The sequence below is a fragment of the Roseomonas acroporae genome, assembly GCF_023223525.1.
Taxonomy (GTDB): Bacteria; Pseudomonadota; Alphaproteobacteria; order Acetobacterales; family Acetobacteraceae; genus Roseomonas_E; species Roseomonas_E acroporae.
This window is the reverse complement of sequence record NZ_JALPRX010000014.1, coordinates 1-22,873: the sequence shown is the minus strand read 5'-3', so window position 1 is coordinate 22,873 and position 22,873 is coordinate 1. Positions and strand designations below refer to the sequence as shown.

The 22,873-nt window shown below is 75.3% G+C and carries 18 protein-coding genes; 12 read left to right on the top strand and 6 right to left on the bottom strand.

From position 1 onward, the window contains the following. Positions 1-98 precede the first annotated feature (98 nt). From kdsA to tpiA, 4 genes are all read right to left on the bottom strand, one after another. A complete protein-coding gene (gene kdsA, locus M0638_RS04005; RefSeq protein ID WP_248665669.1) occupies positions 99-986 on the bottom strand; it encodes a 3-deoxy-8-phosphooctulonate synthase in 888 nt (295 codons plus the stop codon). Further along, positions 983-2,614 carry a CTP synthase gene (locus M0638_RS04000; RefSeq protein WP_248665668.1) on the bottom strand — a complete coding sequence of 544 codons (1,632 nt, stop codon included), beginning with the start codon at positions 2,612-2,614 and terminating at the stop codon, positions 983-985. The genes kdsA and M0638_RS04000 overlap by 4 nt, the downstream gene beginning before the upstream one ends. Positions 2,615-3,011: 397 nt before the next feature. Then, positions 3,012-3,467 (bottom strand): preprotein translocase subunit SecG, encoded by a 456-nt coding sequence (gene secG / locus M0638_RS03995; protein ID WP_248665667.1) that lies wholly within the window; start codon positions 3,465-3,467, stop codon positions 3,012-3,014. 238 nt (positions 3,468-3,705) lie between these two features. Further along, on the bottom strand, positions 3,706-4,470 hold the full coding sequence (gene tpiA, locus M0638_RS03990) for a triose-phosphate isomerase (RefSeq protein ID WP_248665666.1): 765 nt from the start codon (positions 4,468-4,470) through the stop codon (positions 3,706-3,708). A 331-nt stretch (positions 4,471-4,801) separates the two neighbouring features. Here tpiA and M0638_RS03985 point away from each other — a divergent pair, with 331 nt between their 5' ends. Next, complete coding sequence (locus tag M0638_RS03985; protein ID WP_248665665.1) at positions 4,802-6,721, top strand: peptidylprolyl isomerase; 1,920 nt, start codon at positions 4,802-4,804, stop codon at positions 6,719-6,721. A gap of 20 nt (positions 6,722-6,741) precedes the next feature. Further along, positions 6,742-8,241 (top strand): anthranilate synthase component I, encoded by a 1,500-nt coding sequence (trpE, locus tag M0638_RS03980; RefSeq protein WP_248665664.1) that lies wholly within the window; start codon positions 6,742-6,744, stop codon positions 8,239-8,241. Positions 8,242-8,497: 256 nt separating this feature from the next. On the opposite strand, the gene M0638_RS03975 is transcribed toward trpE, so the two are convergent. Continuing rightward, positions 8,498-10,462, bottom strand: coding sequence for a potassium transporter Kup (locus M0638_RS03975; protein ID WP_248665663.1), 1,965 nt, complete (start codon positions 10,460-10,462; stop codon positions 8,498-8,500). A 289-nt stretch (positions 10,463-10,751) separates the two neighbouring features. On the opposite strand from M0638_RS03975, the gene M0638_RS03970 reads away from it, so the two are divergent. From M0638_RS03970 to lexA, 9 genes are all read left to right on the top strand, one after another. Then, positions 10,752-12,149: a YeiH family protein gene (locus M0638_RS03970; RefSeq protein ID WP_248665662.1), complete on the top strand. Its 1,398-nt coding sequence runs from the start codon at positions 10,752-10,754 to the stop codon at positions 12,147-12,149. Beyond that, positions 12,146-12,496: a hypothetical protein gene (locus M0638_RS03965; protein WP_248665661.1), complete on the top strand. Its 351-nt coding sequence runs from the start codon at positions 12,146-12,148 to the stop codon at positions 12,494-12,496. The genes M0638_RS03970 and M0638_RS03965 overlap by 4 nt, the downstream gene beginning before the upstream one ends. 47 nt (positions 12,497-12,543) lie before the next feature. Further along, a complete protein-coding gene (locus M0638_RS03960) occupies positions 12,544-12,993 on the top strand; it encodes a hypothetical protein (protein WP_248665660.1) in 450 nt (149 codons plus the stop codon). A 312-nt stretch (positions 12,994-13,305) separates the two neighbouring features. Continuing rightward, entirely contained in the window at positions 13,306-13,980 is a 675-nt protein-coding gene (locus M0638_RS03955; protein ID WP_248665659.1) for an anthranilate synthase component II, read from the top strand. Next, positions 13,977-14,984 carry an anthranilate phosphoribosyltransferase gene (gene trpD, locus M0638_RS03950; protein WP_248665658.1) on the top strand — a complete coding sequence of 336 codons (1,008 nt, stop codon included), beginning with the start codon at positions 13,977-13,979 and terminating at the stop codon, positions 14,982-14,984. The genes M0638_RS03955 and trpD overlap by 4 nt, the downstream gene beginning before the upstream one ends. Beyond that, positions 14,981-15,922 (top strand): indole-3-glycerol phosphate synthase TrpC, encoded by a 942-nt coding sequence (gene trpC / locus M0638_RS03945; RefSeq protein ID WP_248665657.1) that lies wholly within the window; start codon positions 14,981-14,983, stop codon positions 15,920-15,922. The genes trpD and trpC overlap by 4 nt, the downstream gene beginning before the upstream one ends. 4 nt (positions 15,923-15,926) lie before the next feature. Continuing rightward, a complete protein-coding gene (gene moaC, locus M0638_RS03940) occupies positions 15,927-16,445 on the top strand; it encodes a cyclic pyranopterin monophosphate synthase MoaC (RefSeq protein ID WP_345892986.1) in 519 nt (172 codons plus the stop codon). Further along, entirely contained in the window at positions 16,445-17,653 is a 1,209-nt protein-coding gene (locus M0638_RS03935; RefSeq protein WP_248665656.1) for a molybdopterin molybdotransferase MoeA, read from the top strand. The genes moaC and M0638_RS03935 overlap by 1 nt, the downstream gene beginning before the upstream one ends. A gap of 217 nt (positions 17,654-17,870) precedes the next feature. After that, the gene (gene lexA, locus M0638_RS03930) at positions 17,871-18,662 is read left to right on the top strand and encodes a transcriptional repressor LexA (protein WP_248665655.1); all 792 of its coding nucleotides are present in this window, start codon (positions 17,871-17,873) and stop codon (positions 18,660-18,662) included. Between the two features lie 170 nt (positions 18,663-18,832). Here lexA and M0638_RS03925 read toward each other — a convergent pair whose 3' ends face one another. Next, positions 18,833-21,025, bottom strand: coding sequence for a ComEC/Rec2 family competence protein (locus M0638_RS03925; RefSeq protein WP_248665654.1), 2,193 nt, complete (start codon positions 21,023-21,025; stop codon positions 18,833-18,835). A gap of 249 nt (positions 21,026-21,274) precedes the next feature. On the opposite strand from M0638_RS03925, the gene gltX reads away from it, so the two are divergent. Then, positions 21,275-22,681: a glutamate--tRNA ligase gene (gltX, locus tag M0638_RS03920; RefSeq protein WP_248665653.1), complete on the top strand. Its 1,407-nt coding sequence runs from the start codon at positions 21,275-21,277 to the stop codon at positions 22,679-22,681. The last annotated feature ends 192 nt before the right edge of the window (positions 22,682-22,873 follow it).

The window sequence follows — 22,873 nt, the reverse complement described above, 5'->3', positions numbered from 1 at the left end:
CGCTGCCGGCCGGCGGGGATCGCCCGCCGGGCCACCGCCGGCGTCGCCGCGACCGGCGCCGGCCGCGCCCGGGGTGGGGCGGCGCGGCGCCCCGGCGCTCACCCGCCCGGCGATTCCCCGGGCAGGCCCTTGGCCAGCGCGTCGAACGCCTTCAGCCGCGCGATCAGCGCCGGCATCTCCCGCAGCGGGATCATGTTCGGCCCGTCGGAGGGCGCGTGGTCCGGATCCTGGTGCGTCTCGACGAACACCGCCGCGACGCCGACCGCCACGGCGGCGCGCGCCAGCACGGGGGCGAATTCACGCTGCCCGCCGCTGCTCGTCCCCTGCCCGCCCGGCTGCTGCACCGAATGCGTCGCGTCGAACACCACCGGGTAGCCGGTCGCGGCCATGATCGGCAGCGCCCGCATGTCGGAGACCAGCGTGTTGTAGCCGAAGCTCGCGCCGCGCTCGCAGAGCAGCACGCCCTCGTTGCCGGTCGAGGCGATCTTGGCCGCCACGTTGCGCATGTCCCAGGGCGCCAGGAACTGCCCCTTCTTCACGTTCACCGGCCGGCCGGTCGCCCCGGCCGCCAGCAGCAGGTCGGTCTGCCGGCACAGGAAGGCCGGGATCTGCAGGCAGTCCACCGCCTCGGCCGCCGGCGCGCACTGCTCGGCCGCGTGCACGTCGGTCAGCACCGGCAGCCCGGTCGCCTCGCGCACCTCGGCCAGGATCGCCAGCCCCTCGGCCATCCCGATGCCGCGCGCCGCCGTGGCGCTGGTTCGGTTGGCCTTGTCGAAGGAGGACTTGTAGATCACCGGCACCCCGGCCGCCGCCGCCATCTCGCGCAGCGCCTGCGCCGTCTCCAGCGCGTGGGCGCGGCTCTCGATCTGGCAGGGGCCGGAGATGAAGGCCAGCGGCAGGTGGTTGCCCACCGCCACCAAGGCGGCCCCCCGCCCGATGCGGACCTCGCGCCGCGGCACGGCGGGCGGCGCCGACGCGCCGCTCATACCAGCCGCGCCTTGCCCACGGCCGCGCCGATGAAGCCCGAGAAGAGCGGGTGCGGCGCGAAGGGCTTGGACTTCAGCTCCGGGTGGAACTGCACGCCGATGAACCAGGGATGGTCGGGATACTCGACGATCTCCGGCAGCACCCCGTCCGGCGAGAGGCCGGAGAAGCGCAGCCCCGCCTGCTCCAGCCGGTCGCGGTAGCCGATGTTCACCTCGTAGCGGTGCCGGTGCCGCTCCTGGATCTGCGCGGCGCCGCCATAGACCTTGCGCACCAGGCTGTCCTCGGCGAGCGCCGCCGGATAGGCGCCGAGCCGCATCGTGCCGCCGAGGTCGCCGCCCTCGGCCCGCCGCTCGAGCTGGTTGCCGCGCGCCCACTCGGTCAGCAGCCCGACCACCGGCTCCTCGGTCGGCCCGAACTCCGTCGAGGAGGCGCGCTCCAGCCCGACCAGGTTCCGCGCCGCCTCGATCACCGCCATCTGCATGCCGAAGCAGATCCCGAGGAAGGGCACCTTGCGCTCGCGCGCGAAGCGCACCGCCGCGATCTTGCCCGCCGAGCCGCGCTCGCCGAAGCCGCCCGGCACCAGGATGCCGTTGACGCCCTCCAGGCGCTGCACGCTGTCCGGGCTCTCGAAGATCTGGCTGTCCACCCAGTCGAGCCTCACCCGGACGTTGTGGGCGATGCCGCCATGGGTCAGCGCCTCGGCCAGCGACTTGTAGGCGTCGAGCAGCCCCGTGTACTTGCCGACCACGGCGATCGTCACCTCGCCCTCGGGCTGGTCCACCGAATGGACGATGCGCCGCCAGCGCTTCATGTCCGGCTCGCCGTACACCGACATGCCGAAGTGGCGCAGCACCTCCCGGTCGAGCCCCTCCTCGTGGTAGGAGAGCGGCACGGCGTAGATGTTGGAGACGTCGAGCGCCGGGATCACGCTCTCGGGCCTGACGTTGCAGAACAGCGCGATCTTGCGCCGCTCGTTCTCCGGGATCGGCCGGTCGCAGCGGCAGAGCAGGATGTCGGGCTGGATGCCGAGGCCCAGCAGCTCCTTCACGCTGTGCTGCGTCGGCTTGGTCTTCAGCTCGCCGGCGGAGGGGATGTAGGGCACCAGCGTCAGGTGCATGAAGCAGGCGCGCTGCGGCCCCACCTCGTTGGCGAACTGCCGGATGGCCTCCAGGAAGGGCAGGCTCTCGATGTCGCCCACCGTGCCGCCGATCTCGACCAGCACGAAGTCGAGCCCGTCCGTCTCGGCCGCGATCGCGTCCTTGATGGCGTCGGTGATGTGCGGGATCACCTGCACCGTGCCGCCGAGGTAGTCGCCGCGCCGCTCCTTGGCGATCACCTCGGAATAGATGCGGCCCGTCGTCCAGTTGTCGGCGCGCGTCGCGTGCACGCCGGTGAACCGCTCGTAGTGGCCGAGGTCGAGGTCGGTCTCGGCGCCGTCGTCGGTGACGTAGACCTCGCCGTGCTGGTACGGCGACATCGTGCCGGGATCGACGTTGAGGTAGGGATCGAGCTTGCGCAGGCGGACCTTGTAGCCGCGCGCCTGCAGCAGCGCCCCGAGGGCGGCGGAGGCGAGACCCTTGCCGAGGGAGGAGACCACGCCGCCGGTGATGAATACGAACCGCGTCATGGGCGTCCCTTGTATCGTTCGCGGAGACGGGCGGGAACCCTGATCGGCCGCGCATCAGCCCCGCGCGCCGGCCACCGCACGGCATCTTGCGCACGGCGCGCCGAATCCCCGCCCCCGTCCCGCAGGCAGGCGACCGGCAGGCAGGCAATCGGCAGACAGGCGACCGGCAGACAGGCGACCGGCAGGCAGTCGAGAGTGAGGCAGGCGATCGACGGGCAGGCGGCCGGCAGGCGGGCGACCGGTGGGCGGGTAATCGGCGGGCATGAAAAAGGCCGGGCAGGCAACGCCTTCCCGGCCCGTCCATGGGTCCGGCCAGCCCTCACCTCGGCCCGCCTCCGCGCGGGCCGGCAAGGATCGCCGGCCGACGCGCGGAAGCCGCAGCTTCCACGGCCCGGTATCAGTTGGTCGGCACGGAAGGCGCGGCGGGCGCGGCCGGAGCCGCCGGCGCGGCGGGCGCCGCCGGCGCCGTGCCTGGCGCGGCCCCGCCCGGCGCGTCGCCGGGCGCCCCCGCGCCCGACGCTCCACCAGGCGCCCCGGCGCCCGGCGCGGCGGGCGCCGTGCCGGCAGGCGCGGGCGCAGCGGGCGCGGCCGGCGGCGGGTTGTCGAAGATCGAGCGGCCCTGGTTCGGCGTGCGGTGCATCAGCGCCAGGGTCAGCGACAGCACCATGAAGATGGTCGCGAGGATCGCGGTCGTTCGCGTCAGCAGGTTGGCGGTGCCGCGGCCGGACATGAACGCGCCCATGCCCTGCGAGCTGCCGATGCCGAGGCCGCCGCCCTCGCTGCGCTGGAGCAGGACGACGCCGATCAGGGCCAGGGTGACGAAGAGGTGGATGACGAGCAGGACGGTGGACATGTCGGTTCCTTGGGCGCGCGCTGTCTAGCGGCGTTGCCCGTCCGCCTCAAGTGCGGCCGCTCGCCGCCTCCGCGCCGCGCGAGCGGCGGCCATCGCCCAGGAGCGTAACCCGGCGGCGTGAACCCGACGGCGCGACCTGTGGGCGCGCCGCCCCGCTCCGCCGCCCCGCTCCGCCGCCCGGCCGGCCCCGCCCGTCTCACTCCGCCCGTCTCACTCCGCCCGTCTCACTCCGGCCCTCTCACCCCGCCGCGCGGGCGATCGCCAGGAAGTCCGCCGCCACCAGGCTGGCGCCGCCCACCAGCGCCCCGTCCACGTCCGGCAGCGCCAGGATCGCCGCCGCGTTGCCCGGCTTCACCGAGCCGCCGTAGAGCAGCCGCGTGGTCCCTCCCCCCTGGGGGCCGCCCGCCGGGAAGTCCCGCACGAGCTGCGCCCGCATCGCGCCGTGGATCGCGGCGATGTCCGCCTCGGTCGGCGTCCGCCCGGTGCCGATCGCCCAGACCGGCTCGTAGGCCACCACGCCGCCCGCCGCCGCGAAGCCTTCCGGCAGCGCCTCGGCGAGCTGCGCCGAGACCACCGCCTCGGCCTCGCCCGCCAGGCGCTGCGACTCGCTCTCGCCGACGCAGAGGATCGGCGTGAGCCCCGCCGCGATCGCCGCCTCCACCTTCGCCCGCAGCCCCGCCCCGCCCTCGCCATAGGCCTGGCGGCGCTCGGAGTGGCCGAGGATCACGTAGGTGGCCCCCGCGTCGCGCAGCATCGGCGCCGCGACGTCGCCCGTGTGCGCCCCCCTGGCCGCCGCGTGGCAGTCCTGCCCGCCCACCGCCACCGCGGTGCCGGCCAGCGCCTCGGCCACGGCGGCGACCAGGGTGAAGGGCGGGCAGACCAGCAGCTCGGCCGCCAGCCCCGCCGCTCCCCCGGCCACCTCGCGCGCCAGCGGCAGCGCGTCGGCGCGCAGCCCGTGCATCTTCCAGTTGCCGGCGATGAGCGGTCGAACCCCGGGGGTCATGGCAATCTCCTTGGCTGTCCGCCGGTTATCCGCCCCGGCAGGCTTTGGCAATCGCCGGCGGCCGGCACGCCCCCAGGGACTTCCGACAGGACTTAAGGCGGCGGCCGGCGTTGTCCGACCACAACGGGGACGAAGGGCCGCGCCCTGCCCGACCAGCCGCGGGCCGCCTCCCCTGGGCCGCTTCCCCTGGGCCGCCTCCCCCGGTCTGCCTCCCCGGTCTGCCTCCCGCCCCGCCTTCCCCGGGCCGCCGCCGGGGCGCCGCGCCGCCCCGCGCCCCCGCTCCCGCCGCGTCCCACTTCCGTTGCGCCCGCCACGCGGCTAAGCACCGCGCATGCTCTCGCTCTTCCGCCGCCTCGCGAAATCCTGGATCGCCACCGCCCTGTTCGCGGTCCTGATCGCCTCCTTCGCCCTCTGGGGGATCGGGTCGGACATGGTGCGCTCGCTGTTCCAGGGCGACGACGCGCTGGCGCGGGTCGGCGGCGAGCCGATCCCGCTGGAGGAGGCGCAGGCCGCGACGCGGCGCGAGATGCGGCGCATCGCCGCCCAGCTCGGCCCCCGCTTCCAGGACGACCCGGCGGTGCGCCGCGCCATCGCCACCCAGGCGCTGGAGCAGCTCATCGCCCAGCGCTCGCTGCTGGCGGAGGCGAGGCGGCTCGGCATCGTGGTGCCGGAATCGGCGGTGCGCGACGCGGTCTTCGCCATGCCCGGCCTGCAGGGCTCGGACGGCCGCTTCAGCCGCGCCATCCTGGAGGCGGCGCTGCGGCAGTACGACCTGACCGAGGCGCAGTTCATCACCCTCGTGCGCGCCGACATCGCCCGCCAGCAGCTCCTCGGCGGCGTCCGCTCCGGCGGCATCGGGCCCGACGCGCTGACCCACCCGCTGCTCGCCTGGGCGCGCGAGCGGCGCTCCGCCGACGTGGTGGAGCTGGCCCTGCTCGACGCGCCCGAGCCCCCCCCTCCCGACGAGGCGGCGCTGCGCCGCTTCCACGAGAACAACCCCGAGCGCTTCTCCGCCCCGGAGTACCGCCAGGCCGTGGTCGCGGCGCTGACGCCCGACTCCGTCGCCGCCGAGGTGCAGGTCCCCGACGCCGACATCGCCGCCGCCTACGAGCGCCGGCGCGGCGAGTTCGAGTCCGGCGAGCGCCGCCAGATCGACCAGGCGCTGGTGGACAGCGAGGAGAAGGCGCGCGCCATCGCCGCCGCCTGGCGCGGCGGCGCCGACTTCGCGGCGATCGAGCGGCAGGCCGCGGAAGCCGGCGGCACCGCCCTGCACCTCGGCGCGCTGGACCGCGACGGCCTGCCCGTCCCCGCCCTCGCCGACGCCGCCTTCGCCGCCCCCGAGGGCGGCGTCACCGACCCGGTGCAGAGCCCCTTCGGCTGGCACGTCCTGCGCGTCGCGAAGATCGAGCCCCCCGCCTCCCGCCCGCTCGAGGCGGTGCGCGACGAGATCCGCCGCGACCTGCAGGCCGAGCGCGCCATCGACCTCTCCTACCGCCGCGCCAACGAGATCGAGGACGCGCTGGCCGGCGGCGCCACGCTGGAGGAGGTGGCCCGGCGCTTCGGCCTCGCCACCGCCACCGTCACCACCGACGCCACCGGCCGCGACGCCGCCGGCGCGGCCGTCACCCTGCCGGTGCCGCAGCCGCAGCGCGAGGCGACGCTGCGCGCCATCTTCGCGGCCGGCCAGGGCGCCGCCCCGCAATTCACCGAGACGCCGGACGGCTTCGTCGGCGTGGAGGTCAGGCAGGTCACCCCGGCGGCGCTGCGGCCCTTCGCCGAGATCGAGGACCAGGTGCGCCGCGCCTGGCTCGCCGATGCCCGCCGCCGGTCGCAGGAGGAGCGCGCCGCCGCGCTGCTCGGCGCGGTGCGCGGCGGCAGGCCGCTGCCCGAGGCGGCGCGCGAGGCCGGGCTGCGCGCCGACCGGCTCGGCCCGTTCGGCCGCCAGCCGGACCCGCAGGCCCCGGCCAGCCAGCCGCAGCCGCCGCCCGAGCTGCTGGCGCCGCTCTTCGAGGCCAAGGTGGGCGACCCCACCATGGTCGAGACCCGCGCCGGCTTCGCGGTGGCGCAGCTCGCCACGATCGAGCGCTTCGACCCCGCCTCGGACCCCCTCGCCCTCGGCCGGCTGCGCGGCGAGGTGGAGCAGGCCATGGCCGACGACCTGGAGACGCAGTACGCCGCGGCGCTGCGGCGGCGGGCCGAGGTGCGGGTGAACCAGCGCCTGCTGGACAGCCTCGCCGGCCCCGCGAACTGAGAGACAGGACGAGCAACGCGATGGAAACGCCCGGCTTCGCCGAGTTCCGCGCCGGCTTCGAGGCCGGGCGCGGCCAGATCCTCTTCCGCGAGCGCGTCGCCGACCTGGAGACGCCGGTCGGCGCCTTCCTGCGGCTCGGCGGCGGGGTCAACTCCTTCCTGCTGGAAAGCATCGAGGGCGGCCAGTCGCGCGGCCGCTACTCCGCGATCGGCCTCGCCCCCGACCTGATCTGGCGCTGCCGCGACGGCGTGGCCGAGCTGAACCGCCACGCGCTCACCGCCCCGCACGCCTTCGAGCCGGAGCCGGGCAACGCGCTCGACAGCCTGCGCCGCGCCATCGCCGCGATCCAGATGCCGCTGCCCCCCGGCCTGCCGCCGATCGCGGCCGGGCTGTTCGGCTACCTCGGCTACGACATGGCCCGCCTCGTCGAGCGACTGCCGCAGGACAAGCCGGACGTGCTCGGCATCCCCGACGCGGTGCTGGTCCGCCCCACCCTGGTCGCCGTGTTCGACCACGTGCGCGACGCGCTGACCCTCTGCGCCCCCGTCTGGCCGGAACCCGGCGCCGATCCGCGCCTCGCCTGGGAGGCGGCGCAGGCACGGCTCGACGAGGCCGAGGCGGCGCTCGACCGCCCCCTGCCCCGCCCCGCGCCCCCCGTGCGCCTGCCGCCGCAGCCCGCCCCGGCCGCCAACGTCACGCGCGAGGAATTCCTCGCCTGGGTGGAGCGCGCCAAGGAGTACATCCGCGCCGGCGACGTGTTCCAGGTGGTGCCGAGCCAGCGCTTCTCGGCCCCCTTCGCCCTGCCGCCGCTCGCCCTCTACCGCGCGCTGCGCCGGCTGAACCCGGCCCCCTTCCTGTTCTTCTTCGACTTCGGCGGCTTCGCGGCGGTGGGCGCCAGCCCCGAGATCCTGGTGCGCCTGCGCGACCGCACCGTCACCGTCCGGCCGCTGGCCGGCACCCGCCGCCGCGGCGCCACCCCGGCCGAGGACCTGGCGCTGGAGCGGGAGCTGCTCGCCGACCCCAAGGAGCGCGCCGAGCACCTGATGCTGATCGACCTCGGCCGCAACGATGTCGGCCGCGTCGCCGAGATCGGCACGGTGCGCGTCCCGGCGCAGTTCCAGATCGAGCGCTACTCGCAGGTCATGCACATCAGCTCCGAGGTCGAGGGCCGGCTGCGCCCCGGCCTCACCGCCGTGGACGCGCTGGCCGCCGGCTTCCCCGCCGGCACCCTCTCCGGCGCGCCCAAGGTGCGGGCGATGGAGATCATCGAGGAGCTGGAGCCCTCGCGGCGCGGCCTCTACGCCGGCGGCGTCGGCTACTTCGGCTGCGACGGCGGCATGGACACCTGCATCGCGCTGCGCACCGCGCTGGTGAAGGACGGCACCATGTACGTGCAGGCCGGCGCCGGCATCGTCGCCGATTCCGACCCCGAGGCCGAGCACGAGGAGTGCCAGGCCAAGGCCCGCGCCCTGTTCCGCGCCGCCGAGGAGGCCGTCCGCTTCGCCGCCGGCCGGCGCTGAGCCTGCCGCCATCCGATCCGGGATCGCCGACGCCGCCCGGCCTCGGCGCCTGTTCGAACCGGCCCGCGCGGGTCCTGGCCTGCGCGGGCCGGCCTCACAGCCTGTTCGAGAAGCCTGCGGGTCGGCCTGGCGGGTCTTTTCCGCGCCGGGCGCGTCAGGGACTTGGCACGCTGCCCCGCCTCGCGCCGGCGTCCCTTCCTGCCCGGCACGAAAAATCCCTCGCCAGCCCTCCGCCGCAGGCCTCTCGAACAGGCTGTCAGATCTCCACCTCCAGCCCCACCTCCACCACCTGCGCCACCGGCAGGCAGAAATACGCCGCCGAGCGGTTGGCGTTGAGGTGCATGGCGGCGAACAGGTTCTCGCGCCAGACCATCATCCCCGGGATGCGGTCGGTCGGCATCACCGTCTCCCGCCGCAGGTAGTAGGTCACGTCGGCCGGATCGACCCGCTCCAGCGGCGGCCGCCCGAGCGCGGGCGCCAGGGCGCAGGGCACGTCCGGGCTCTCCATGAAGCCGAAGCGCAGCACCACCCGGAACACGCCGTTCGACAGCGTCTCCACCTTCAGCCGCTTCTCCGCCGGCACGCGCGGCGCCTCGGTGGTGACGACGCAGACCAGCAGCACGCATTCGTGCAGCACCCGGTTGTGCTTCAGGTGATGGGTCAGCGAGATCGGCACCCCGGCGAGGCCCGAGGTCAGGAAGGCCGCCGTGCCGGGGATGCGGTAGGGCGGCCGCTCCGCCAGCATCCTCAGGAATTCCGCCTCGGGCTGGCGCAGCCGGGCGCGCGCCGCCTCCAGCAGCATCGCCCCCTTGCGCCAGGTCAGCATGGTGAAGGCGACGACGAAGGCGATCAGCAGCGGGAACCAGCCCCCCTCGAACAGCTTCACCGCGTTCGCCGCGAAGAAGATCAGGTCGAGGCACAGGAAGGCCCCGTTCACCGCCACCACCAGCCACGGGCTGTAGCCCCATTTCAGCGCGATCAGCGCGGCCAGGATGGTGGTGATCGCCATCAGCGCCGAGACGGCGATGCCGTAGGCCCCGGCCAGCGCGTCCGAGGTCTCGAACACCAGAACGGCGCCGAGCGTCGCCAGCGCCAGCAGCCAGTTCACCAGCGGCACGTAGATCTGCCCGCGCTCGTGGCTCGCCGTCTGCACGATGCGCATGCGCGGCAGGAAGCCGAGCTGGATCGCCTGCTGAGTCAGCGAGAAGGCGCCCGAGATGATCGCCTGGCTGGCGATGATGGTCGCCGCCGTCGCGAAGGCCACCAGCGGGTAGTGCAGCCAGTCCGGCGCCAGGTGGAAGAACGGGTGCTCGATCGCCTCCGGCTCGCTCAGCAGCAGCGCGCCCTGGCCGAAGTAGTTCAGCACCAGCCCCGGCAGCGCCACGCAGAACCAGCCGAGCCGGATCGCGCGGCGGCCGAAATGCCCCATGTCGGCATACATCGCCTCGCCGCCCGTCACCGCCAGGAAGGCCGCCCCCAGCACCGCGAAGCCGATCCCCGGCCCGGCATGCAGCAGGTAGTCCACCGCATGGTACGGGTTCAGCGCCGCCAGCACCGAGGGCACGCGCGCGATCTCGGCCAGCCCCAGCACCCCGATCAGCGCGAACCAGACCAGCATGATCGGCCCGAACACCGCGCCGATCACCGCCGTCCCCTGCCGCTGCACCAGGAACAGGCCGAGCAGGATCGCCAGCGTGATCGGCACCACCGCCGGGGCGAGTTGCGGCGCGTCTAGCTTCAGCCCCTCGATGGCGCTGAGCACCGAGATGGCGGGCGTGATCACCCCGTCGCCGTAGAGCAGCGCCGCCCCCACCAGCCCGAGCACCAGCAGCATCCCGCGCCAGGTGCCGGGCTTCGCGTCGCGCGCCCCGAGCAGCGCCAGCATGGCGACGATGCCGCCCTCGCCGCGGTTGTCGGCCCGCATGATGAGCACCGCGTACTTCAGCGACACGACGATGATCACCGACCAGAAGATCACCGACAGCACGCCGAGGATCGCGTCGTGCGACAATGCCCCGCCGCCGCCGGACGCCGCCCGGGCCGCCTCGCGCAGCGCGTAGAGCGGGCTGGTGCCGATGTCGCCGTAGACGATGCCGAGCGCCGCCAGCGCCACCGCCGCGACCGGCCGTGCCGCGCCGGCATGCGCGCCGGGATCGTCGTGGGGCCCGTCCTGCGGGCCTCCCGGGGGGCTGCCTTGTGGGGCTTGGGCGGAATCCAGCATGCGCACCTCGCTGCCGCCCCGGCGCAACGATCCTGCACCGATTCGGCTCCGTCGCGATAGCGAGAGCCGGATCGCGACCGCGTGCGGCGGCACGCCCGGCCAACCGCCCGGGCCACCAGCCCCGGCGCCCCGCCGACGCCCGCCGCATGCCGGCCATGCCGCGGAAGCGGGACGGAACCGATGCGGATCGTGATTATAGGAAATGAACGACAACGGACGGGCATTATCCCGATGCCGTCCGCCTCGGCTGTGCTTCCGAAGGTTTCCCCGTCATGAGCGTGCCCATACCATGAGCGCGACCGATTCCGCCCTCGACCGCCCCGCCCCGGCCGCCGCCGGCTGGCAGGAGCTGTGGCGCAAGGAGGACTGGTGGGCCGTCTGGATCGGCCTCGGCCTCGTGCTCGCCGCCTACGCCCTGTTCCGCGACGGCTCCTCCCTCCCCGCCTGGATCGCCGTCGCCCCGCCGCGCTGGAGCAGCCCGGACCAGCTCGCCGCCCACCTCGCCGCCGCGGCGCCGCGCTACCTCGCGCAGTACGCGCTGTTCCTCGTCGTCCTCACCGCCGGCGCCGCGACGCTCGGCCACCGGGCGCGGGACTTCGCCCTCTCCTTCACCCTGCTCTACCTCGCCGCGGTCGCCATCTTCGCCGCCGGCGCCTGGTCCGAGGCGCAGCGCTACAACATCGAGCCGCCGCTGCTGGCGCTGCTGCTCGGCCTCGTGGTCGCCAACACCACCGGCCTGCCGCGCCGCCTGGAGGCCGGCTTCCGCACCGAATTCTACATCAAGACCGGCATCGTCCTGCTCGGCGCCACCCTGCCCTTCACGCTGATCCTCTGGGCCGGGCCGATCGCCATCCTGCAGGCCTCGATCGTCTCGGTCGCCACCTTCCTCACCATCTTCCTGGTCGGCCGCCGCCTCGGCCTCGACCGGCGCCTCTGCGCGACGCTCGGCGCCGGCGGCGCGGTGTGCGGCGTCTCGGCCGCCATCGCCATCGCCGGCGCGGTGCGCGCGCGCAAGGAGCACCCGCCCATCGCCATCACCCTGGTGGTGCTCTGGGCCATCGTGATGATCTTCGCCCTGCCGCTCGCCGCGCGCTGGCTGCAGCTCCCGGCCGGCGTCGCCGGCGCCTGGATCGGCACCTCGGAATTCGCCGACGCGGCCGGCTTCGCGGCGGCGCAGGCCTATGCCGGGCTGGTCGGGCCGGCCACCGGCATCGCCGGCGACGCCGACCAGGCGGTCTGGTCCTACACGCTGGTCAAGGTGGTCGGCCGCGACGTCTGGATCGGCATCTGGGCCTTCGTGCTCTCGCTGATCGCCGTCACCCGCTGGGAGGCGGCCGAGACCGGCGGCCGCGCCGATCTGGGGCAGGTCTGGTGGCGCTTCCCGAAATTCGTGGTGGGCTTCCTGGTCGCCTCGGTGCTCGTCACCCTGGCCGTGCGCGGCCTCTCCATGGCCGAGTACGACCGGATCGTGAAGCCCGCCCTGGTGGCGCCGCTCTCCACCCTGCGCGCCTGGGCCTTCACCTTCTCCTTCCTCTCGATCGGCCTGACCACCCGCTTCCGCGACCTCGCCCCGGCCGGCGGGAAGCCCTTCCTGGCCTTCACCGCCGGCGTCGCGGTGAACCTCGTCATCGGCTTCGTGCTCTCGGTGATCGTCTTCGCGTCGCACTGGGAGTCGCTGGCGCGATGAGCGCCGCCGGCCCGTCCGGCGCGGCGGCGGAGGGGCGCCCCGGCGCCTCCGCCCTGCGGCGCGCCCTCGCCGCGATCGCCTTCCGGCGCGCCGGCGGCGCGGCCGCCCCCGCCTACTCCCCGGGGCGCCGCTGCGCCGCCTGCCGCCACTTCGAGGCCGGCGCCGCCGCGGTCGAGGCCGCCTTCCCGGGCCTCGCCGCGATGAGTTCCGGCTGGGCCTCGGTGCGCGAGGCGGACGGGCTCTGCGCCCGGCGCGGCCTCTACCTCTCGGCGCGCGACGGTTGCAGCGACCACGCGCCACCCGGCGGGACGCCGTCCCGCGCCACGGAACCATCTCGCGAAGCGTAACGGAACGGCGCTGGAATGTTTCCCGCCGGGCAGAACGGGAAACGTCCATGTCTTCCGGAACACGCAGGCCCGCCTTCCTTCCGGCCCTCCTGGCCCTCGCCGGCCTCGCCGCCTGCGCACAGGCCCCCGGCGCAGGCCCGGCCGAGGCAACCGCACCGGAGCCGGCCGCGCCCGTTGCCGCCGCCCCGTCGGGCAGCTTCGACGGCGCCTGGCACGGCACCTTCACCCTGCTCGGCGCACAGTGCCGCGGCCGCCAGTCCGGCGATTTCCGCATCCGGATCGCCGGCGGCCGCTTCGCCATGCCCTTCGGCCCGACGCGCGCGAACGGCACCGTGGCCGCCGACGGCACCGTCGCCGGCACGCTCGAGAACAATGCCGGCGTCATGACCGGCCGCATCGCGAACGGCCGGCTCGACGCCCGGATCCAGGCGCACGGCTTCACCGGCAACCGGGGCGGCGGGATGTGCACCTGGAGCTACGAGGGCACGCGGGCCTGATTCCGGCCCGCAGGAGTCCCGGCTCGCGCGGGCCGGCACCGCCCGGGGATCGGTGCCCGCCGCCGGCACGGCCCCGCATGCCGCGTCGCGGTATGCAACGATGCGGCGGCAAGCCCGCCGCCGCCGCGCCTTTCGCATGGGACATGACGGCGTCATGCGATGCGCCCCCGGCACGGAGGCGCTAGGATGCCCGGCCGGCCTGTCGGGCGGGCCCCCTTGCCGGCTCGCCGCCGGCATGTTTGACCCAACTCCGGCACCTTCCCGGGCATCTCCCGGACAGGTCGCCGGGCACCGAGCCGAGGATCCGGCCGCATGATACTCCTGATCGACAACTACGACAGCTTCACGTTCAATCTCTATCACTTCCTGGGCGACCTTGGCGCCGAGGTCGAAGTCCGGCGCAACGACTCCCTGACCGCCGGGGAGGCGCTGGCGCTGAACCCGGCGGCCATCGTCCTCTCCCCCGGCCCCTGCACGCCGAACGAGGCCGGCATCTGCCTCGACCTGATCCGCGCCGCCGCCGGCCGGGTGCCCCTGCTCGGCGTCTGCCTCGGCCACCAGGCGATCGGCCAGGCCTTCGGCGGCCAGGTGGTGCGCGCGCCGGAGCCGGTCCACGGCAAGGTCTGGGAGATCCGCCACCGCGGCAGCGACATCTTCGGCGGCCTGCCCGACCCGTTCCACGCCACCCGCTACCACTCGCTGGTCGTCGCCCGCGACTCGCTGCCCGACTGCCTGGAAGCGACCGCCTGGACCGACGACGCGGCCGGGAGCGGCGACGGGAACGGCCTGATCATGGGCCTCGCCCACCGCACCCTCCCGGTCTGGGGCGTGCAGTTCCACCCCGAGAGCATCGCCTCCGAGGGCGGCCACGACATCCTGCGCAACTTCCTCGCCCTGGCCGGCCTGCCCGCCAACAGGCCCGCCAACCCGCCCACCAGCCCTCCCGCCGGCCCGGCCACCGCGAAGACGCTGGAAAAGGCGGCGTGATCCCGCTCAGGCCGGTGCTGGCGCGCCTCGCCGCCGGCGAGACGCTGAGCGAGGCCGAGGCCGAGGCCGCCTTCGGCATCATCATGGCCGGCGAGGCCACCCCGGCGCAGATCGCCGGCCTCGTCATGGCGATGCGCGTGCGCGGCGAGACGGTGGCGGAGATGACCGGCGCCGTCCGCGCCATGCGCGCCCGCATGGCCGCGATCGAGGCGCCGGCGGAGGCGATCGACATCGTCGGCACCGGCGGCGACAACGCCGGCACGCTCAACATCTCCACCGCCACCGCCTTCGTGGTGGCCGGCTGCGGCGTGCCGGTCGCCAAGCACGGCAACCGCAACCTCTCCTCCCGCTCCGGCGCGGCGGACGCCATCCAGGCGCTGGGCATCGACATCGACCTGCCGCTGGAGCGCCTGCCCGAGGTGCTGCGCGAGGCCGGGATGGTGTTCCTGATGGCGCCGCGCCACCACGCCGCGCTGCGCCACGCCGCCGGCCCGCGCGTCGAGCTCGGCACGCGCACCATCTTCAACCTGCTCGGCCCGCTCGCCAGCCCGGCCAATGTCCGCCGCCAGCTCACCGGCGTCTTCGCCCCCGAATGGGTCCGCCCCGTCGCCGAGACGCTCGGCCGCCTCGGCAGCGAGCGCGCCTGGGTGGTGCACGGCCAGGGCTTCGACGAGCTGACCCTCGCCGGCCCCTCCCAGGTCGCCGAATGGCACCGCGGCGCGCTGCGCGAGTTCACCGTGACGCCGGAGGAGGCCGGGCTGCGCCGCGCCCCCCCCGAGGCGGTGCGCGGCGGCGAGCCGGCGGCGAACGCGGCGGCCCTCGTCGCGTTGCTTGAGGGACATCCGGGCGCATACCGTGACGTGGTCGTGCTGAACGCCGCCGCCGCCCTCGTCGTCGCGGGTGCCGCCCGCGACCTGCGCGACGGGGCCGAACAGGCCGCGCGCTCCATCGATTCCGGCGCCGCCCTGGCGGTGCTCGGCCGGCTCAGGGAGCTGTCCTCGTGAACGACACCCTCACCATGAACACCCTTGGGAACACCCCCGGCCACCCCGCCGGCCCCGCCTCCGACACCCCGCCCGACGAAGCCCCCGGCGCCGCGCCGGCCTCCTTCCCGGCCTCTTCCCCGGCCCTGCACATCCCGCAGGACCTGCCGGACACGCTCCAGCGCATCCTCGCCGACAAGTACGAGGAGGTGCGCGAGCGCAGCGCCGCCACCCCGCTCGCCGAGATCGAGCGCCGCGCCCGCGGCGCCGGCCCGACGCGCGACTTCACCGGCGCGCTCTGCCACGCCCTGGCCGAGGACCGCATCGGCCTGATCGCCGAGATGAAGCAGTCCTCGCCCTCGGGCGGCAGGATACGCGATCCCTACGAGCCGGCCGGCCTCGCCCGCGCCTACGAGACGGCCGGCGCCGCCTGCCTCTCGGTGCTCACCGACTCCCGCTGGTTCGGCGGCGCGCCCGAGCACCTGAAGGAGGCGCGCGCCGCCTGCGCCCTGCCCGTGCTGCGCAAGGACTTCTGCGTCCACCCCTGGCAGGTCTTCGAATCCCGCGCCATGGGCGCCGACTGCGTCCTGCTCATCATGGCGGCGCTGACCGACGCGATGGCGCAGGAGCTGGAGGAGGTCGCCCGCTCGCTCGACATGGCGGTGCTGGCCGAGGCGCACGACGAGCGCGAGCTGCAGCGCGCCTTCGGCCTCCAGACCCGGCTGATCGGCATCAACAACCGCGACCTGCGCACGCTGCGCACCGACCTCGCCACCGCCGAGGCGCTGGTGCCGCACGTGCCGGCCGACCGCATCCCGGTGGCCGAGAGCGGCGTCCGCACGCCCGACGACGTGCGCCGCATGTCCGCCGCCGGCGCCCGCTGCCTGCTGGTGGGCGAGCACCTGCTGCGCCAGACCGACGTGACCAGCGCCGCCCGCGCGCTGGTGGAGGCCGGCTGAGCGCGTGCCCGCCCCGGACGATTCAGGGGAGCAGGCCGGCGGGGAGCAGGCCGGCCGCCTCACCCACTTCGACGCCGAGGGCCGCGCCGCCATGGTGGACGTCTCCGCCAAGGCCGAGACGCGGCGCAGCGCCACGGCCCGCGGCGCGGTGGTGATGGCGCCCGCCACGCTCGACCGCATCCGCGAGGGCGCGGTCGGCAAGGGCGACGTGCTCGGCGTCGCGCGCCTCGCCGGCATCATGGCGGCCAAGCGCACCGGCGAGCTGATCCCGCTCTGCCACCCGCTGGCCCTCAGCGCCGTCACCGTCGAGCTGGAGCCGGGCCCGCCCGACCGCCTGCTGCTCTCGGCCACCGCCACCCTGGTCGGCCGCACCGGCGTCGAGATGGAGGCGCTGACGGCGGTCACCGTCGCCGCCCTCACCGTCTACGACATGTGCAAGGCGATCGACCGCGGCATGCGGATCGAGGCGGTGCGGCTGACCCACAAGTCCGGCGGCAAGTCGGGCCCCTACGAGGCTTCCTGATGATCCCGGTCGAGGAGGCGCGGGAACGCATCCTGCGCGCGCTGTCGCCAACCGCCGAGGAGGTGGTGCCGCTCCCCGCCGCCTGGGGCCGCGTCCTGGCCCGGCCGGTGGTCGCCCGGCTGAGGCAGCCGCCGCAGGACGTCTCGGCGATGGACGGCTACGCCGTGCGCGCCGCCGACGCCGTGGCCGGGGCGAGGCTGCGCGTGGTCGGCACGGCGCCGGCCGGCCATCCCTTCGCCGGCCGGATCGGCCCCGGCGAGGCGGTGCGCCTGTTCACCGGCGCCTTCGTGCCCGCCGGCGCCGACGCCGTCGTGATCCAGGAGGACACGACCGCCGAGGGCGAGGACAGCGTGCTGATCCGCGAGCCGGCCCGCCCCGGCCGCCACGTCCGCCGCGCCGGGCTCGACTTCGCCACCGGCGAGACGCTGCTGGAGCCGGGCCGCCGGCTCACCGCGCGCGACGTCGGGCTGGCCGCCGCCGCCAACCACCCCTGGCTCACCGTGCACCGCCAGCCGCGCATCGGCATCCTGGCCACCGGCGACGAGATCTTCCTGCCCGGCGAGCCGCTGCCGACCGGCGGCATCGTCTCCTCCAACAGCCACGCCCTGTCGGCCGTGGTCCGCGCCGCCGGCGGCGACCCGCTGCTGCTGCCGATCGCCCCCGACGACACGCACGCCATCGCCGCCGCCGCCATGGCGGCGCGCCACTGCGACCTGCTGCTCACCACCGGCGGTGCCAGCGTCGGCGACCACGACCTGATCCAGGCGGCCCTCGGCCCGCACGGCTTCGCGCTCGACTTCTGGAAGATCGCCATGCGGCCGGGCAAGCCGCTGATCTGGGGCCGGCTCGGCGACACGCCGGTGCTCGGCCTGCCCGGCAACCCGGTCTCCACCATGGTCTGCGCCGTGCTGTTCCTGCTGCCGGCGCTGGCCCGACTCGCCGGCCTGCCCGCCGGGCCGCCGCCGCTCGACATCGCCCTGGCCGGCACCGACCTCGCCGCCAACGACCGGCGCCTCGACCACCTGCGGGCGCGGACCGGGCGGGATGCGTCGGGCCGCCTGGTGGCGACGCCCTTCCCGACCCAGGACAGCTCCATGATGGCCACCCTCGCCCGTGCCGAGGCGCTGATCGTCCGCCCCGCCCACGCCCCGGCGGTGCCGGCCGGCGCGCCGATCGAGGTGATCCTGCTGGAGCGTCTCGGCATCTGATACCGGCCCGCCATGCGGACGGGCGCATGACGAATCCTTGACGTCCCATGGGAACCTTCGTAGAACACGAGACTGGGTTGCCCATTTGTTCCGGGCCACGCCGACGGACCCGACGCACCGCGCGGCGGAACGCCGCCGGCCGGTGCCGGAACGGGCCTCGCGCTGGAACGGTCCATCGCGCCGGCCCCCGGATGGCGCATGAGGGGCGGAGACACTGATGCTGACGCGCAAGCAGCACGAGCTGCTGATGTTCATCGACCGGCACCTGCGCGACACCGGGTTCTCGCCCTCCTTCGAGGAAATGAAGGAGGCACTGAGCCTGAAGTCGAAGTCCGGGATCCACCGCCTGATCATGGCGCTGGAGGAGCGCGGCTTCCTGCGCCGGCGCGCGCACCGCGCCCGGGCGCTGGAGGTGATCCGGCTGCCGGAGATGCTGCCGCGCCGTGCCGGCCCGGGGGGCGGTGCCGTGGCCGGCGCCGCGTCGCCCCTGCTCCCCCAGGCCGCGCCGCCGGCCGCCGAGGCCGTGCCGCCCGCCCTTCCCGGCGCACCGAACTTCTCGCCCAACGTCATCCGCGGCAATTTCGCGCCGCAGCTCGCCGGGGTGCAGCGTTCGGCCAACGCGGCGGCGGCGGTCCACCTGCCGCTCTACGGCCGCATCGCCGCCGGCCAGCCGATCGAGGCGCTGCGCGATTCCGGCAACTCGGTCGAGGTCCCGGCCGCGATGCTCGGCCAGGGCGACCACTACGCGCTGGAGGTCGCCGGCGACTCCATGGAGGGCGTCGGCATCCTCGACGGCGACACGGTCATCATCCGGCGCGGCGACACCGCCGACAACGGCGCCATCGTGGTGGCGCTGGTGGACGAGAACGAGGTGACGCTGAAGCGCCTGCGCCGCAAGGGCAACTCGATCGCCCTCGAAGCGGCCAACCCGCGCTACGAGACCCGCATCTTCGGCCCCGACCGGGTCAAGGTGCAGGGCCGGCTGATCGGGCTGGTCCGCAAGTACTGATCCGCCCGCCGGTCCGCAGGGATGCGGACCGGCATGGCCTCGCTTCCCGTTTCGGCACGGCCGCCCTTCGTCCCCCGGGCGGCGCCCCGCGCGTGAACCTGGGTGCGATCCTGGATGCGATCCTGGGCGCGATCCCGCCCCTCGCTGGCCGGGCCCCGTGCGGGGCGGGTTCACTCCGTCTCCGCCATCGGCTCGCCGGAGGCGCGCGGGCGCGGCACCGGCGGCACCCAGGGCCGCTGCCCCCGGAAGGCGCGGTCGGACAGCACGCGCGGCCCGTCCGCCGCCAGCCACACCGCCTGCGCCCCCTCGCGCCAGACGGTGAAGCGGTCGATCACCACGCTTCCCCCCGGCCCCGCCCGGCAATGCCCGCGCAGCGGCTCGGGCGAGAGCAGCAGCGGCGCCCGGCCGCACGCCTCGCCGGCCGGCGCCCCGCGCAGCAGTAGCGCCACCACCGCCCCGTCCCGGCGCAGCGTGCAGAGGTTCGGCACGCAGGCGAGCCGCCCGCCATCCACGGCGCTGTCGCGCGGCATCGGGCTCGCCGCCGCCTCGGTCCAGCCGCGCAGCCAGGTCTCGCGCACCAGCGCCGAGGCGCCGGGCTGGCGCTGCACGAACACGCCCTCCCCGGTCCGCACCGCGATCAGACGCGCATCGCCGCTCACCAGGATGTCGGGCGGCCGCGCCGTCACCATCATCGCCAGCCCCGCCGCGACGCCGGCCAGCCCCCACCAGCGCCAGCCCGTCCGCCACAGGCACAGCCACAGCGCGCCCAGGGCCAGCAGCGCCAGCCCGCCCGCCGGCAGCGGCGGCGCCATGGTCGCCGCCCCCGGCCAGGACGCCACCCAGCGCGCCACCAGCAGCACGCCCTCGACGCCCCGGCCCATCGCCCAGAGCGGCCAGCCCTCCAGCCCGAGCGGCATCAGCGCCGCGGCCAGCATCCCGGCCGGCATCACCAGCACCGAGGTCAGCGGCACCGCCACGGCGTTCGCCGCCACGCCGTACCATTGCAGCCGGCCGAAATGGTGCAGCCCGAAGGGCGTGGTGGCGATGGTCGCCAGCACCGAGGTCGCGACCAGCCCCGCCACCGCCACCAGCCCCCGCCGCCACCAGCCGCCCTCGCCGCGCAGCCGGGCCATGGCCGGCCGCAGCGCCTCCAGCCCGACGATCAGCGCCAGCACCGCCGCGAAGCTCATCTGGAAGGACGGGCCGAGGATCTGCGCCGGCTGCAGCAGCATCACCGCCGCCGCCGCCACCGCCAGCGAGCGCAGCCCCAGCGCCCGCCGCCCCGAGAGGATGGCCAGCGTCGCCAGCGCGGCCGTCGCGAAGGAGCGCTGCATCGGCACCTGCGCGCCGGTCAGCAGCAGGTAGAACGCCCCCGCCGCCAGCGCCGCCACCCCCGCCGCCGCCTTGCCCGGCACGCGCAGCGAGAGCCAGGGCCAGAGAGAGAGCGGCAGCCGCGCCGTGGCGAAGGCCACGCCCATCACGATGGCGATGTGCAGCCCGGAGACCGAAAGCAGGTGCGCCAGCCCGGAATCCCGCATCGCCGCCAGGTCGGCGGCCGGGATCGCGCTCACCCCGCCCGTCAGCAGCGCCGCCGAGACCGCCCCCGCCGCCCCCGGCAGCGCCCTGCCCACCCGCGCCTCGATGGCGCCGCGCAGCCCGGCCAGCAGCGGCGGCCCCTGATCGCCCGGTTCCACCGCCGCCGGCCCGATGGCGAAGCCGCTGGCGCCGGGGCCGGCGAAGTAGGCGGCGCGCTGGAAGTCCCAGGCGCCGGGCTGCGCCGGCGGCGAGGGCGGCCGCACCAGGGCACGCACCCGCACGAGGTCGCCCGGCTCCGGCCGCGCCGGATCGCCCGCGCGCAGCCGCAGCCGCACCGGCCGCGCCGCCGGCGCTGCTTCCGGCCCGAAGCGAACGGGAAACAGCGTCACCCGCCGCCCCTCCGGCAGCAGGTCCACCGACTGCACCGTGCCCATCACCACCGCCGCGCCGCGCGGCGGCTCCAGCGGCGGCGGCTGGCGTGCCGTGTGCCAGGAGGCCACCGCGATGCCCAGCGCGGCCGCCGCCGGCAGCCCGATCGCCCAGCCGAGATGCGGATGCCGCCGCCCCGCCAGCCAGGCCAGCGCCAGCAGCGCCGGCGCCGCCCACCGCCACCCGGCGGACGGCTCGAAGCGCAGCGCGAAGTAGAGGAGGATGCCGCCGCCGAGCGCCACCGGCAGCCAGAGCGGCAGCCGGCCGCGCTCGGCCAGCAGCCTTGCCTCCAGCGCGCCGAGCGCCCGCTGGAGACGGCCGCGCGCGGCCGCGTCCCCCTTGCCCGGAAGCGCGCCGGGCTCCAGCCAATTCTCCTCCTGGTTGGTGTCGCGCGGCATGAACCTCAACCTTTCCGCGCACTCTACACGGGGTCGGCGGCATGGTAGAAGCGGCAGCCTCACCATTGCCCGGGTCACGCCCCGGGCCTGGAACGGCCCCCGTGCCTCGCGCCGCATCAGGCGGCGCGATCCGCCACGCCCCGGGTCCGCGCCAGCGTTCGTCGCCCGCGCGACCGGCCCTCACCGCCGGTCGCGCCCTGGAAGCCGCCGCCCGCGTCGAGAAGGCGGGCCGCGGCCGGTACGAGGAAGATGTCGGTCCGCACGCGCTTCGCCCCGTCCCCCACCGGCCTGCTGCACATCGGCGGCGCCCGGACGGCGCTGTTCAACTACCTGTTCAGCCGGCACCACGGCGGCGAATTCCTCCTGCGCATCGAGGACACCGACCGCGCCCGCTCCACCGAGGAGGCGACCCGGGTCATCCTCGACGGCCTCGCCTGGCTCGGCCTCGACGCCGACCAGCCGCCGGTCTTCCAGAGCACGCGCGAGGCGCGCCATGTCGAGGTGGCCGAGGAGTTGCTGGCCAAGGGCCTCGCCTACCGCGACTACTGCACGGCCGAGGAGCTGGCGGCGATGCGCGAGCAGGCCGCGAAGGAAGGCCGCCCGCCGCGCTACGACGGCCGCTGGCGCGACCGCGACCCGTCCGAGGCCCCGGCCGGCGTGAAGCCCTCCATCCGCATCAAGGCCCCGCGTGACGGCGAGACGGTGGTGCACGACCTCGTGCAGGGCGAGGTGCGGGTGAGGAATTCCGAGCTGGACGACATGATCATCCTGCGCTCGGACGGCACGCCCACCTACCTGCACGCCGTGGTGGTGGACGACCACGACATGGGCATCACCCACGTCATCCGCGGCGACGACCACCTGACCAACACCTTCCGCCAGATCATGGTCTACGAGGCGATGGGCTGGGAGCGGCCGGCCTTCGCGCACATCCCGCTGATCCACGGCGCGGACGGCGCCAAGCTCTCCAAGCGCCACGGCGCCGTCTCGGTGCTGGAGTTCCGCGAGCAGGGCTTCCTGCCCGAGGCGCTGTGCAACTACCTGCTGCGCCTCGGCTGGGGCCATGGCGACGAGGAGGTGGTCCCGCGCGAGCGCGCCATCCAGCTCTTCGACCTCAAGGATGTCGGCCGCGCCGCCAGCCGCATGGACTACGCCAAGCTGACCCACCTCAACGGCATCTATCTCCGCCAGGCGGACAACGACCGCCTGCTGGCCGAGGTGATGGAGCGCCTCGCGAAGCGCGGCCTGCTGTTCGGCACCGACACCGCCGAGCGCGTGAAGCTGCTGATGCCCGCGCTGAAGGAGCGCGCCAGGACGCTGGAGGAGCTGGCCGGCTCGGCCGCCTTCGCCGTGACCGACGGCGCCCCGCCGCTGGAGGCCAAGGCGCAGGCGCTGCTGACGCCCGAGGCCAAGGCGATGCTGCGCGACCTCGTGGACTTCCTCGGCAACGCGCCCTGGGAGCAGTCGGACCTCGACCACTGGCTGCGCGACTACGCCGAGGTGAAGGGGCTGAAGCTCGGCGCCGTGGCGCAGCCGCTGCGCGCGGCGCTGACCGGCAGCACCCAGAGCCCGCCGATCGACGCGGTGCTCTACGCGCTCGGCCGCAGCGAGGTGACGCTGCGCCTGCTGGCGGCGGTGGGCGAGACGCTGGACTGACGCACCGGGGCGCTGCCCCGGCCCCCGGCAGGGAAGGCGTTGCCTTCCCTGCACCCATCCACCAGGAGGGCGAGGCCCTCCTGGACCTCTCTTCGTTCTTCGGCTTCACAGGTTGCACCGCGCGGACTCGACTTCCGAACGGGGAGTCCGGGGGGCTTCGCCCCCGGCGGGGATCGCCAAGGGAGATTGGGG

What these genes read in the sequence shown, in the direction of transcription:
- M0638_RS03955 (WP_248665659.1), top strand. Translation starts at nt 13,306, where the DNA reads ATGATACTCCTGATCGACAACTACGACAGCTTCACGTTCAATCTCTAT.
- trpE (WP_248665664.1), top strand. Translation starts at nt 6,742, where the DNA reads ATGGAAACGCCCGGCTTCGCCGAGTTCCGCGCCGGCTTCGAGGCCGGG.
- M0638_RS03935 (WP_248665656.1), top strand. Translation starts at nt 16,445, where the DNA reads ATGATCCCGGTCGAGGAGGCGCGGGAACGCATCCTGCGCGCGCTGTCG.
- kdsA (WP_248665669.1), bottom strand. Translation starts at nt 986, where the DNA reads ATGAGCGGCGCGTCGGCGCCGCCCGCCGTGCCGCGGCGCGAGGTCCGC.
- gltX (WP_248665653.1), top strand. Translation starts at nt 21,275, where the DNA reads ATGTCGGTCCGCACGCGCTTCGCCCCGTCCCCCACCGGCCTGCTGCAC.
- M0638_RS03985 (WP_248665665.1), top strand. Translation starts at nt 4,802, where the DNA reads ATGCTCTCGCTCTTCCGCCGCCTCGCGAAATCCTGGATCGCCACCGCC.
- M0638_RS03960 (WP_248665660.1), top strand. Translation starts at nt 12,544, where the DNA reads ATGTCTTCCGGAACACGCAGGCCCGCCTTCCTTCCGGCCCTCCTGGCC.
- secG (WP_248665667.1), bottom strand. Translation starts at nt 3,467, where the DNA reads ATGTCCACCGTCCTGCTCGTCATCCACCTCTTCGTCACCCTGGCCCTG.
- M0638_RS03970 (WP_248665662.1), top strand. Translation starts at nt 10,752, where the DNA reads ATGAGCGCGACCGATTCCGCCCTCGACCGCCCCGCCCCGGCCGCCGCC.
- M0638_RS04000 (WP_248665668.1), bottom strand. Translation starts at nt 2,614, where the DNA reads ATGACGCGGTTCGTATTCATCACCGGCGGCGTGGTCTCCTCCCTCGGC.
- lexA (WP_248665655.1), top strand. Translation starts at nt 17,871, where the DNA reads ATGCTGACGCGCAAGCAGCACGAGCTGCTGATGTTCATCGACCGGCAC.
- tpiA (WP_248665666.1), bottom strand. Translation starts at nt 4,470, where the DNA reads ATGACCCCCGGGGTTCGACCGCTCATCGCCGGCAACTGGAAGATGCAC.
- M0638_RS03925 (WP_248665654.1), bottom strand. Translation starts at nt 21,025, where the DNA reads ATGCCGCGCGACACCAACCAGGAGGAGAATTGGCTGGAGCCCGGCGCG.
- M0638_RS03975 (WP_248665663.1), bottom strand. Translation starts at nt 10,462, where the DNA reads ATGCTGGATTCCGCCCAAGCCCCACAAGGCAGCCCCCCGGGAGGCCCG.
- M0638_RS03965 (WP_248665661.1), top strand. Translation starts at nt 12,146, where the DNA reads ATGAGCGCCGCCGGCCCGTCCGGCGCGGCGGCGGAGGGGCGCCCCGGC.